Below are 11214 nucleotides of genomic sequence, written 5' to 3' on the forward strand. Positions count from 1 at the left end.
CTCCTTATAGGTAATAAAATCTAAAGTCGAATTTAATTTCAAAATCACCTGATGCCCCCGTTAATACAAAGTCATTCCAACCAGGTTTTAATGTAATCAATCCCCAATTTGTATCTTTGAAAATGCTACCGACACTTGGTCGATAAGATTTTACACCATCTAATATGATTTGTGAGTTAGAAACTGCTGTTGATTTGCTATAACTCCATATATCGCCTGTTGTTACGTTTTTAATCGTTAACTGATCTGACCATCCTGTATACGTGATTTTAAATGGAATTGACCTCGGATCTATCGTGACATCTCCTGCATTATAGATACGGAAGGATGTTGTGTTATGCGTATACTTTGTATCTTCCGCGATTAAACCTTGACCTATTTGCCAGAGGTTTGAGTCAAAAGTCATTGGATCAGTTGTTTTACCAATACTTTCTGCATAAGGAAAAGCAGCGGTAAACCTTAAGTTCACTTCTGTTTTCACGTATTTCAAGGTTCGAATCGTATAAGGATCTACTTTAACACGCCACCGTTTACCTGGTTCACGTTGATCTATAATATAAAACTCTTCTTTACTATGAAATAATTGAAATATCTCATTTCTAAGCAACGCAATGTCATACATGTCCCTCGCTGATAGATTGAACCTTGCATTTAGTTTCCTTACTCTTACGGTCGTCCCGACATCTATTGCCCCGTCACGCCCTTTTACACCATCATCATACTCGGTATTATAATCAGGTGAGTCAGGGTCAAACTCAATTAATCGTAGACCGAAATCAGCAGTATCACGTTGAACTCCATTTAGCCTTTGAATTAATAAACTCATCCCATTCTCACCCCCGATATAAACATTTGGTTTCCAAGTCTTCTACCTAATTCTTGTTCAACAAAATCAACCATTCGTAGCATATCTGTTTCATTTGCACTTCCGTTATAATTCAATACCACTGATACTGGCGTGTTGTTGTTTGTAGTGTTTACAGTTCTTGTTTGTTGACCTTGCCCAGGAGTGTTCGCTGTTATGTCAGGGAGGTCTAGTAAATCACTCATTAACCCGCTCACCTGAGGAAAAGCGAGTTTGATACTGTCAGTGATTGGTCCTCCAAAGTCCAAGTGGTCTAAATCACTTAATGGTCCTGTTTTTGCAGGAGAGAAAGGCAAGAAATCACGTGCTTTTTGTGCTAGGTCACCTACTGCATCCGTAACCCAACTAGCTGCACTTTTTATCCCCTTTGCCATCATTTCTATTAATCCGCGACCTGCATTAAAGAAAGTTTGACCTAATCCAGTTATAAAGCTAACCACTTTATTTAAAATTGATTCTACAGCTGTAACTAGCCCATCTAATTTAGAGGACACTCCGTCAACAATACTTTGCCATAAATCGTCAAAGAAATTTTTGATCATTCCTCCCCAGCTACTTGCATATGAACTAATCGATTCTAACTTAGAACCAAAAAATACATATATTTCAGCTAAGGCATCATTCCATACTTTTTTAATATCATTCCAAAATTTAATGAATGGTTTGACTATATCTCCGGCAAATTTACCTAGCCAACCTAGGATTTTCCCAGCTCCCCAAAGTTGTAGCCAGCCCCATAGCAATTCAAGCGCTCCACTCCAAATTTGTTTAACTGCTTCCCATAACGCTGTCCAATTCCCAGTGAACAAAGCAGCAAAGAAATTTATAATTCCAAGAATGACATTTAGTGCTCCGTTTATCACATTTTTAATCGCTTCCCATGTCCCGATTACAATTTCTTTCACAATCGGCCATAAGACTTGCATGATCGAGACTATAATTGGCATAACTGTTTGTATTACGGAAAGTACAAAGTTCCAAACATTTTGTGCCGCCTGCATAATCATCGTTCCGTTTTCAGTCCACCAAGTTTGGATTTGCAATAGAACTTGCTGAAAATACGTAGTCATGGCAGTCCAAACCGGAATGAGTATGCCGTTAAGTATGAAGTTCCATACCGTCATAGCGGTAGCTTGTATCATCTGCCATCCAGTAATAACAGCATTCCTGAATCCTTCACTCGTGTTCCACAAATAAATAAGTCCAGCAACTAAGCCCACAATTGCCGCTGATACTACCCATACAGTAGCGCTCATTGCCATTAACCCTGTAACTAACGGACCTATTAACATCCATATAGAAGACCAAGCAGCAAGCATTCCGTTCCATAGTCCTATACCTATCGCCAGAGGAGATAACAATAAAGTTAAAGCAGGTACTAGCATCATCATCGCTTGAATAATCAATGCAATTGTTGGATGAGCTTGGTTGAACGCAGTCACCAATTCGAAAAACTTAGCTGCAAAGTTAACTATAGGAGTCATGAGCATTCCAAAAGCATCGACCATAGGTTGAATTGCTGTAACAAAAGCTCCTTTCATTCTCTCCCACGCTAAACCTAAAGGAGTTAAAGAATCCTGTAGTTCCTTAATCTTCTTGTCAGTTTCTTCTTTCAACCCTTGTAATTCCGTAGTTGCTTGCGCTCTTGCTAAACTCATTTTCTCTTTCCAAAGTCCAACATACTTTTGTAACTCAGGATCAGTCATTTTGGATATAGCCTTTACTTCCTCAGCTGATTGTGGTCCCATTTGCGCGAGATAATTGGCGAATTCCGAACCCGCACGTTGCGCTATACTAGCAAGGTTATCTTTCCACCTTCCTAATATACCAACTTGTTCCTCCAAGTTACTCATAAGCTTTTTACCACTTGTCTTCTTCATTTGAACTTCTTCGAATAGATTCCAGGCATTCATGATTTCTGTTGTTCTTTCCTGCACTGCATCTCGATAAGCCGTCAACGCTTCCTCTTGTTGTTTATAAATTTCAGAAGGATCAGGACCTTTTGCCGCTTTAAATAACGCCGCATAAAAAAGGCCTGCTGTAACCGCAGCCCCTAATGCTACCATTTGAAACCTCATTAAACCTTGGTTAATCATCATGGTCATATTTTTTAAATCTTTCATACCTGCAGTAGGACCTAACATTTTCAGCGCTAATACTGAAGCATTACCTGCATTAGCCATCCTATTTAATGCATCCGCCGCGCGTAATCCTGCACTATTGATTGTATATAGAGGATTTCCCATTCGTGCATAGTTTTCACGGATACGAGTTGCTTGCGTAGTCATATTCTTCATATAACCTATCGTCTGTAGCATCCCCATCATTGCTAATCTATTTGCATTTATAGCCGCATCTGCTGCTGCTTTTTGAGCTTTCCCTACCTTCTGAACTTCTGACATGAATTCTCTGGTTGTTCCTGTATAATTCTTAGAAGCTTGTGCCAACTTGAAATATTGATATTGAGCACCAATCATTTGATCTTTTACACCACGCATAGCAATTGCTTGTTGGTAGTGAGCGCTTCTCATTTCACTGTACATCCGTCTCGCTTCTTCCGATGTCCCTCTATAAGCGTAACGAATACGACGACCTAAGCTATCGTAACGAGCACCAACTTCATTAGTTAACCCACGGGCTGCATCTGCAACTCCATCACCAATATGACTTAGTTCATCGTTTACCCGTTGTACATCTCGACGTATATTACCTGTCTCTAACCTGGTATCTATCTCAACGCGACCATCTGCCAATTATCTCACCTGCCTTTCATCTTATCTTTTTGCGCTTCCATGCTTTTCTGAAATGCTATGAATTCCTGATGTTCTCGGATTTCTTTTGCTTTTGGAAGTTCGTATATTTCTTTCATTTTCTTAATACGTTTACGTTCCTCAGCGTTATTTTTATCTTTCGGCGGAATGTCGCATGTTCGATAATGAAGTGCTTGTCCCATTGGGGATTTGTTTGAAAGATTACGGAAGAGAACGATGAACTTATTCCATTGCATTTTTCCTTGTTGTTCAATTAGATCGATATTGTAGTCAAACAAAAAAGAGGAAAAAATCCGTTCAGCATCCACTACAAAATCTACGGTAGGGATTGTCGGCGCTTTTTCCTCTTCTTTCTCTTCTATTTCTTTAATCTTCTTATTCATTAATAATTTTAAATCAATATTTAACCTGTCTTTTAAAATATCCACAAACAACATTGATTTTTGTTCTATATCCAACTGATTAACAGCCACTTTATCTACCACTAACATATTTAGTGCAATGTCTGTTTTAATATATTCATTAATACTTTCATCATCGAACAACTCGAACAGTAAAAGGATATTATCAAATGCCAAGTTCAACTCTAAACGAACGCCATTCCATGTATAGAAGTCATATTCACGTTCGGTTAATTTCAACATTATTTCTTCACGTTACTTAGATATTTATTGCGTGTTTCATCCGCTTTCTTTTTTTCCTCTTCAACGTAAAGCCCATTTAAATAATGAACAAGTCCCATTAAGTTTGTAGAGGATCTTCCGGCTTTTTCGTATAGTGAATCGAATGACCCGTCACCTAAGAAAGTTTCTACAATATCCTTAACTACTTCTTTTTGTTTTTTTGCTACTTCTTCAATCACTTCATCTGTAGCAGATTCATAATCTGAAATACTATCAGTAACCACTTTAATTTCTTTATCGAACCTTTTAAATGCTTTTTGATATTTTGTTATTGCCTCATCATTAAATTCTACTTGATACACAGTACCAGCTACGTCTATTTCCTTATATGTCTTTTCAAACTCAAACTTAAATTGTGTCATATCCATATCTCCTTTATTGGTAATAGAAAAAGAGCCGTATTAACGACTCTTCATTAAGGTGCAGGGGTTACAGGCGCTTCTGTAAATGTGGGTGTCCCGTCAAAGGAAATAGTAAATTCAATCTCCCCTTTGCTATTCGCATCTCCACCAGGAGCTTTAATTTCAGAAATCGTTGCTTTACCTTCCCACTTGTCACCGTTCGGCTCTGTTACTGTGAATGTCGTTTTACGAGCAGGCCCGAATTTATTCAGCAAACTAAAGATATAATCTTGCGCTGCATCTCCATAGAAACGATGCCCTTCAAATCCATATCCAAGCATACCACCAGTTACATCACGTTCTGCTGAACCGCCGCCATCATAGTAGTACGTTTCATCTGTTTCTTCGTTATTATCAGGATCGACTGATGTGATACCTTTCGCGATAACAGCCTTTGTAGGTGTTTGTCCACCTGGCGTTATGTCGATTTCAAATTTGTAACCATAGTTCAGTAAAAATGACATATGTTAACCTCCTATTTCTAGCTCTGCACTGAACAGAGCGGTATATATCCATTCATTCACCGCTGTCTTCTCAACAAAATTAGGCTCCACATACACATTGAGTCGTCTTAGTGTATAGGAGCCATCTAAAGCGTAAAAAACACGCCTATGAACGTTATTTAGTTCTCTTGTAATAAATTCCATTGTATTGTTTGCTTCCAGTTGGTTACTGCTTTTTGCGAGAATTTGAATTTGTTTATTGATGATTTCACCTTCGTAATATTGCTCTCCTAGTGCCGATGGAATCATTCTAATAGCAATACTCTTTCGCGGTGCATCATTTACCCCTATATCCAATAAATCAGCTTTTATAGGAGCAAATAGGATACCTGGTGGCAAAGTAGCGATTAAATGCTTCTTGACCGATTCGATTAGCCATATCATATTTATCCTCCTATAAATTCCGTTTTATCTCGTTTTCTACGATTCTAGTCCAATCCATAACATGCCTAGCTTTTGCTTCCTCGAACCAGAGACCTCTGGCATTAGGATTGACATCTGTTGAGAAATTGTATTGAGGATTATAATAGATCCTCCTTGCATAGGGAGTATTCCATTCGATATGTCCCTCTCCTGGTCTGCTGAATCTAATGCCCGACCGCTCTACCTCACCTGTATCTTTCGGAATGTAAAAGTTACTATCTTTGAGAACCTGCTGATCTAGTGCATGTTGCGCCTTTTCAGTAGCTTCAATTACTTTCCCTTCAATAGCAGGAGCATCAACTTGAATGTTCACCCGAATCATATTAAAAGCACCTCCACATGATGAAGAATGCTTCTATCATAAAAGTCACTGACTTTGCTAACGGTCATTTCTTTACCGCTGAATATAACTTTAGATTTCTCTTTAAAAGTTACTGGTGTTGAATGTACCACATCATGAAATAACAGTGTTTGCATTACAGTGCTATCACCATTACCATTCAATACGACTGTCTTTTTAGGTTCAATCCGAACCCTTTCAATCGTTACAGCAGGTTTGTAGTTATCGCTACCACCCCAAGTATCATTTTCACCTTTATACTCCAAATACTGAATTGTATGGATTAATAATGAGCGCCTGATTGGTTTAGCCATGCACACACAACCCTGCATACAGTAATCCAGTTGGACTTAAGAACTTAGGCACCGATATTGCATACTGAGCATAGAAACTAGGGGAATCATCTGCCCCTGCACTCATTCCGTTCTCAGAATAAGAACCAACATCAAAACCACCACTGCCTTCACTTACAGTTGCAGCAGTTTCACCATTGATTGCTAAAAACTCAACTTGAGCAGCAGTAGCTTTCTGAACCTGCTTTTTAATAAAAGGTGCTAACTTATCAAAGTCGACACCTTCTAATTTGTAGTTAATAATGTGGTCAATTTGGTCACTAGCGCGATTAATTAACCTATCTAATAACATCGCATCCGATACTGGAGTACCTTTGTATTCACTATTGTAGTAATCAGCATCTATATATGCCATAAAATCACCTACTTAGCTGCAGCTTCCTTCTTCAACTTGGAAACTTCTGATTTCAGTTTTTTGTTTTCTTCTTTTAAATGATCATTTTCATCTAAAGCTTTGTTGTACTCAGCCAACGAAACATTTCGTCCGCCTGTGGCACGAGTGATAACGTTACCCTCTTCGTCGATTTGATCATATCCATCTAATAGGTAACTATCTAAGCGACCCTCATCAATATTCAGTGTTTTATTCAATCGTTTTACTTTTACTAAGTTACTCATTTACATCATTCCTTTCGTATTTAAAAAAGAGAAAGCTTTAAGCTTTCTCTTTTAAGGAGTTACAGGTGTTTGGATGTTGATCTGTACGCCGTCAACTTTTTTCTGAAGTAAGAATACATCCCAGTATTTACGCTCATAGTACAGGTATTTACCGGAAGTCGCAGCGCTTGGTTCATCTAAATCAACAAACTCATATTGTTGTGGCGAAATAACCGCAGCAGGATGAACAAGTATCATATCCATTGTTTTAGCAGATCCATCAGGAACAGCGCCATTCGTAAAGTTGTAAGCTGTTTTCATACGAGACGAAGGAACAGTTACAATCGTTACATCATCAAGCGAGTAAATAGAACGTTTTACAGTTCCATTATTGGCACCTACATCTAATTGTCGTTGTAAACCTTCTGCTTCTTTTAGTAGCTTTTTAACAGAAGGGAGAGTGTAAAGAATACGTCCTTCTTGTGGCACTTCTGCTTCATCCATTTTTTCCATCATCGTATCAAAAGTTTCGAGTACATTCGTCGCTGTTAATGCTACTGTAGTAGCAACTTTACCGAATGAAGTGTATTCAGAGTACAGTTTAGAAGCCATGTATTTGTCATGCTCAGGAATCGCTTCTTCTGTATTGAAAACTTTTGTAATGTTGGCGATAGATAAAGCCATATTTGTTTGGTCAATGTCCTGTGGATCAACAAGCGTTTTAAATTCGCGATCATGTGTAAGTGTTTTAGGTTCCCACGAGTTATCAGCGCGTCGTGTGTAGCCACCTACAACATCACGGTCAACATCAGTATAACCACCAACAGCAATACGTGGAATTTGGATTGTTTTCGCTCCAGTCCATTTAATGATGCTGTTGTTTGGTGAATTGTATAACGCTGCAAAGCTTAAACCTTGTGTGAATTTTTGCTGAAGACCCTCAGCGTATAATGAAGCATAATTAACAGTTCCCATATATTTAACATCTCCTATTATCTAATTTTAGTAATTCGCGAAAGCGGCTTTCCATTTATCAGCTTCAGTCAAAGTTTGTTTCTGATGCTGACCAGTTGTAAATGTAGGCTTCGGAGTTCCTTGCGGTTCTTCCACTACACCTTTAAAGTGTGGAAACTCTTCCACTACCATTTCAATAGCTTTCGTAATGTCTACATCATCACTAACCTTTGTTTTTGCTAGAGTAATAACTGCATTTAAGTTCTTTTCTTCTGTAATGCCTGACTTAATTGCAGCGTTTTCTGCTTGCAAATTAAAAAGAGACTCGTTTTTTTCTTGCAACTGAGTCTCAAAGGTCGTTAATTTTTCATTTGTCTTTTCTTGCTCTGTTTTCTGTGATTCTTGGTACTCATTCCAACCTTTTACCGTTTGTTTCAGCTGATCTAAGTTCTCTACACCAAGTTTCTTTAGTAACGCTGCTTCTTGTTGCAATTTAGCTTCCTCTAATTGTTCTTGGGTAAAAGTAACTGGCGGTTCTGGACTCGAATCAGTAGCAGGTGGCGTTGGATTTGGATTTGGATCTGTTACACTTGTATCACCTCCTTCCGGTGGAGCTGGTGGATTGTCTCCCCCTTCAGAGAAGAACTGCATTTCATTTAATCGTAATCTATATGGTTTTAGCATCTTAATTCCTCCTACACAATTTGTTCTCGGTTATATTGGCGTTTGCGCTTCGTCTGATTGATGAACTCTCTCATATTAGATTGGCGTTGCGAAACCTTATTCTTAGCTTCCTTCACACCTTCTGCATCGCCTAACGCTTCCATAACCTTTACTTCCTTCTTAGCTTTTCTAATCTGTCGTTCTAAGCTTCTTTGCTGTTGACTCTCCTTATATACTCTGTCATTTTCAGAAGTGTCATATGGCTTGTAACGTTTAGTTGACTTACCTTGAATGTAAGGGTAGATTATATGCCGACAGTTTATTCCTAAGATTCCGCTCGGTTCTCCATAAGACGTACTAGAAAAAGGCGGGTATTTCTTGCTTTTCCCACTTCTTGAGTAAATACGACCTTGATATGGGCTACAACCAGGGCGCGCGCCATTATGTGAGCTAACCTCTATTAAATCAACGTCATACTCGTCAGCACGTTCCCTCTGCATTTCATTAGCGACATTTTGACTTGTAGACCTAGCAACCATACTTACATAAGACTCTACAGACCATTTTCTACCCGCTTTATCAATTAGAGCAGGTATTCCGCGTTGTGCCCATTCGGAAACAGTCTGCCTAAGTGCTTGTTGTGGAGTTATAACGCCACCTAGTAGTTTACCTACTGTCTTGTTTAAAACATCAAGATAAACCTGTTGTGACTGCTTCAGCATGGTTGTGTTTACAAGGTTTAGCGTATCTAATGCCTGTTGCTCGTAAGTGTTAAGAATGCCAATTAGTGCGGCACTCGTATGCATTGCAGGAGCAGCAGCTAAACTTCCTGCTTGTACTGCTTCCTGGTATAACGGTTCATGTTGTTCCACCGCTGTAAATCCAGCGCCTTCTAACATCTTCCGCACTTCTTCAGCCGTTTTACCGCTATGACGGGAGATTGTATTCATTTGTTGTTGATTTAACTTACCTAACTTATTCAACTGAACTATGCGCCAATGTTGGTATTGTTCGAAGTTCTCAGCAGTTAATAGCAATTCCCTATCATACTTGAGCATTCGGGCCATGTTTAAAAGCAACTCTTCTTCGATTGCATTGTAAATGTCTACCACAAACATAGAGAGTTGCTGTAACTTCTCAGGAGGGAGTGCCATTACCCTTCATCTCCTGGACTATTATTCTGTTTTTTATTGTTCATACCGAAGAAATCCACACCTTCAGGCATAACCAGTTTATTTTCGTTTTGAATTTCTTCTACGATTCTCTCTGCTTCCTCTTCAGAAACACCATGAATCTTCATAATGGCTAACTTCTTAGTTGTTAATCCATTCATAACAAGCGTAACTTGCTTATTAATTTCTGCCGTCTGATCTTCCGCTATAGAGTCATCAAAAGTAACAGTAACTTCGTATTTATCTGTACTCTCAAATTCATCATACAGAGCAGCAATTTCGATAATAATATCTACTAAATCACGGATACCATCTTCTATAACGGTTTCATGGGACTGCTTCGTTCTGAATGTCTTGGAGTTTTCACTCACAACTTCAGTAGCGGTTTTAACTCCTTGTCCATCAAAACTAAATGCCCCGGCAGAGAAGCCTACCTGCATCGATACATAGTTTAATAGTGCATTAATAGCAGATGTATGCTCTTCTACACGCAATTCTACTGATATATCTTGAATCTGTTTTGCTCCATCATCGAAGTTCATCGCTTCATACACTTCATCAGTAGCATCGAAGTACCTCTGTGGTATGCCTGTTTGTGGATCTATAACAGTTCGTATTGCCGAAGCAGGTACCATAATACGCTTCTTACCCAAAACAAACTCCCGTTGGAAGCTATCAAACGCAATATCAAGTGATTTCAGCGTACTTAGTGCATTAGCATAAAGTGAGATTCCAAGTGGTGAAGTTAAATCCAAATTGTTTGCTGTATTCGGTTTAAAGTATACAAACATTGGTTTAGATAAGTTCTCGATCCTCACTTCTTCTTCTAAGTCAGGATATAAAGTAGATAAGGAGACTTTTACACCTAAATCGCCTTGATTCTTACTCTCATACAACTCATTCTTGATGACGTATTCTTCACCTTCAACTAAGTGCCACTCAAGAAGTGTGTACTTTTTATCTCCCTTAGAGATTTCGTTAACGAATAAACCCTCGGTAATATGTTTGTTATCCCAAGCGATTGGAATAAAGCAGTCTGCTGTAACATAGGAAAGTTTGATTCCTTCATCCCAGTAAACTTTAATTACCATTCCACCTAAAGCAAAAGAGTACTCTAGATACCTTTGAAACTCTTTAATGAAGTTATTTTCATCAAGGGTATTTTTGATATTATCTGAAAGTGTTTTATCCGATATATTGATTGAGCACTTCTCGTTAAATATAAGAGCAGCCATTTCCTGTGATATGACTTTCGCCATATTTAGCGAAGCCATCTTCCTACTCTTCTGCCCCTCAATCGTATGGTACTTTACGTTATGCCAATCGTCATAATGACCGCTGTATAGCGCCTTCCACATATCAATATGTTTGTATGATTCTTCATTAACAGGTATATCCTTTTTATCAGATATCTTCTTAATCCCTTTAATTAGGCCCATTTTATATAACACCTGCCTTATGCCGGAGATGAGTCTTTTAAACAACGCAT

At 38.6% G+C, this 11214-nt stretch carries 14 protein-coding genes; all 14 read right to left on the bottom strand.

All coding sequences use genetic code 11. From position 1 onward, the window contains the following. Positions 1-4: 4 nt before the first annotated feature. Genes QCI46_RS29340 through QCI46_RS29405 form a run of 14 tightly spaced genes read right to left on the bottom strand, consistent with a single transcriptional unit; the run spans position 5 to position 11209 of the window. Positions 5-826 carry a phage tail family protein gene (locus tag QCI46_RS29340; RefSeq protein WP_353842146.1) on the bottom strand — a complete coding sequence of 274 codons (822 nt, stop codon included), beginning with the start codon at positions 824-826 and terminating at the stop codon, positions 5-7. Continuing rightward, the gene (locus QCI46_RS29345; RefSeq protein WP_353842147.1) at positions 823-3618 is read right to left on the bottom strand and encodes a phage tail protein; all 2796 of its coding nucleotides are present in this window, start codon (positions 3616-3618) and stop codon (positions 823-825) included. Before QCI46_RS29345 ends, QCI46_RS29340 begins: the two co-directional genes overlap by 4 nt. A gap of 5 nt (positions 3619-3623) precedes the next feature. After that, positions 3624-4280, bottom strand: a complete 657-nt coding sequence (locus tag QCI46_RS29350; RefSeq protein WP_353842148.1) for a Gp15 family bacteriophage protein — start codon at positions 4278-4280, stop codon at positions 3624-3626. Continuing rightward, a complete protein-coding gene (locus QCI46_RS29355) occupies positions 4280-4681 on the bottom strand; it encodes a hypothetical protein (RefSeq protein ID WP_353842149.1) in 402 nt (133 codons plus the stop codon). Before QCI46_RS29355 ends, QCI46_RS29350 begins: the two co-directional genes overlap by 1 nt. 53 nt (positions 4682-4734) lie before the next feature. Continuing rightward, the gene (locus QCI46_RS29360; RefSeq protein WP_000008945.1) at positions 4735-5184 is read right to left on the bottom strand and encodes a phage tail tube protein; all 450 of its coding nucleotides are present in this window, start codon (positions 5182-5184) and stop codon (positions 4735-4737) included. A gap of 3 nt (positions 5185-5187) precedes the next feature. Next, positions 5188-5607, bottom strand: a complete 420-nt coding sequence (locus QCI46_RS29365) for a phage tail terminator protein (RefSeq protein ID WP_353842150.1) — start codon at positions 5605-5607, stop codon at positions 5188-5190. 10 nt (positions 5608-5617) lie between these two features. Then, the gene (locus QCI46_RS29370) at positions 5618-5968 is read right to left on the bottom strand and encodes a minor capsid protein (RefSeq protein ID WP_353842151.1); all 351 of its coding nucleotides are present in this window, start codon (positions 5966-5968) and stop codon (positions 5618-5620) included. After that, a complete protein-coding gene (locus tag QCI46_RS29375; RefSeq protein ID WP_353842152.1) occupies positions 5965-6300 on the bottom strand; it encodes a putative minor capsid protein in 336 nt (111 codons plus the stop codon). Before QCI46_RS29375 ends, QCI46_RS29370 begins: the two co-directional genes overlap by 4 nt. Next, positions 6293-6694: a head-tail connector protein gene (locus QCI46_RS29380; RefSeq protein ID WP_353842153.1), complete on the bottom strand. Its 402-nt coding sequence runs from the start codon at positions 6692-6694 to the stop codon at positions 6293-6295. Before QCI46_RS29380 ends, QCI46_RS29375 begins: the two co-directional genes overlap by 8 nt. Before the next feature lie 8 nt (positions 6695-6702). Further along, positions 6703-6957: a hypothetical protein gene (locus QCI46_RS29385; RefSeq protein WP_353842154.1), complete on the bottom strand. Its 255-nt coding sequence runs from the start codon at positions 6955-6957 to the stop codon at positions 6703-6705. 51 nt (positions 6958-7008) lie between these two features. After that, positions 7009-7911, bottom strand: a complete 903-nt coding sequence (locus QCI46_RS29390; protein ID WP_353842155.1) for a capsid protein — start codon at positions 7909-7911, stop codon at positions 7009-7011. 27 nt (positions 7912-7938) lie between these two features. Further along, on the bottom strand, positions 7939-8574 hold the full coding sequence (locus QCI46_RS29395) for a hypothetical protein (RefSeq protein WP_353842156.1): 636 nt from the start codon (positions 8572-8574) through the stop codon (positions 7939-7941). 11 nt (positions 8575-8585) lie between these two features. Continuing rightward, on the bottom strand, positions 8586-9707 hold the full coding sequence (locus tag QCI46_RS29400) for a phage minor capsid protein (protein WP_353842157.1): 1122 nt from the start codon (positions 9705-9707) through the stop codon (positions 8586-8588). Beyond that, positions 9707-11209, bottom strand: a complete 1503-nt coding sequence (locus QCI46_RS29405; RefSeq protein WP_353842158.1) for a phage portal protein — start codon at positions 11207-11209, stop codon at positions 9707-9709. The genes QCI46_RS29400 and QCI46_RS29405 overlap by 1 nt, the downstream gene beginning before the upstream one ends. Between the last annotated feature and the right edge of the window lie 5 nt (positions 11210-11214).

The organism is Bacillus cereus group sp. RP32 (assembly GCF_040459735.1).
GTDB classification, from domain to species: domain Bacteria; phylum Bacillota; class Bacilli; order Bacillales; family Bacillaceae_G; genus Bacillus_A; species Bacillus_A wiedmannii.

Bases quoted from the DNA above. Each gene is read 5' to 3' on its own strand.
- QCI46_RS29385 (WP_353842154.1), bottom strand. From the start codon at position 6,957: ATGAGTAACTTAGTAAAAGTAAAACGATTGAATAAAACACTGAATATT.
- QCI46_RS29365 (WP_353842150.1), bottom strand. From the start codon at position 5,607: ATGATATGGCTAATCGAATCGGTCAAGAAGCATTTAATCGCTACTTTG.
- QCI46_RS29340 (WP_353842146.1), bottom strand. From the start codon at position 826: ATGAGTTTATTAATTCAAAGGCTAAATGGAGTTCAACGTGATACTGCT.
- QCI46_RS29395 (WP_353842156.1), bottom strand. From the start codon at position 8,574: ATGCTAAAACCATATAGATTACGATTAAATGAAATGCAGTTCTTCTCT.
- QCI46_RS29355 (WP_353842149.1), bottom strand. From the start codon at position 4,681: ATGACACAATTTAAGTTTGAGTTTGAAAAGACATATAAGGAAATAGAC.
- QCI46_RS29380 (WP_353842153.1), bottom strand. From the start codon at position 6,694: ATGGCATATATAGATGCTGATTACTACAATAGTGAATACAAAGGTACT.
- QCI46_RS29360 (WP_000008945.1), bottom strand. From the start codon at position 5,184: ATGTCATTTTTACTGAACTATGGTTACAAATTTGAAATCGACATAACG.
- QCI46_RS29390 (WP_353842155.1), bottom strand. From the start codon at position 7,911: ATGGGAACTGTTAATTATGCTTCATTATACGCTGAGGGTCTTCAGCAA.
- QCI46_RS29370 (WP_353842151.1), bottom strand. From the start codon at position 5,968: ATGATTCGGGTGAACATTCAAGTTGATGCTCCTGCTATTGAAGGGAAA.
- QCI46_RS29400 (WP_353842157.1), bottom strand. From the start codon at position 9,707: ATGGCACTCCCTCCTGAGAAGTTACAGCAACTCTCTATGTTTGTGGTA.
- QCI46_RS29350 (WP_353842148.1), bottom strand. From the start codon at position 4,280: ATGTTGAAATTAACCGAACGTGAATATGACTTCTATACATGGAATGGC.
- QCI46_RS29375 (WP_353842152.1), bottom strand. From the start codon at position 6,300: ATGGCTAAACCAATCAGGCGCTCATTATTAATCCATACAATTCAGTAT.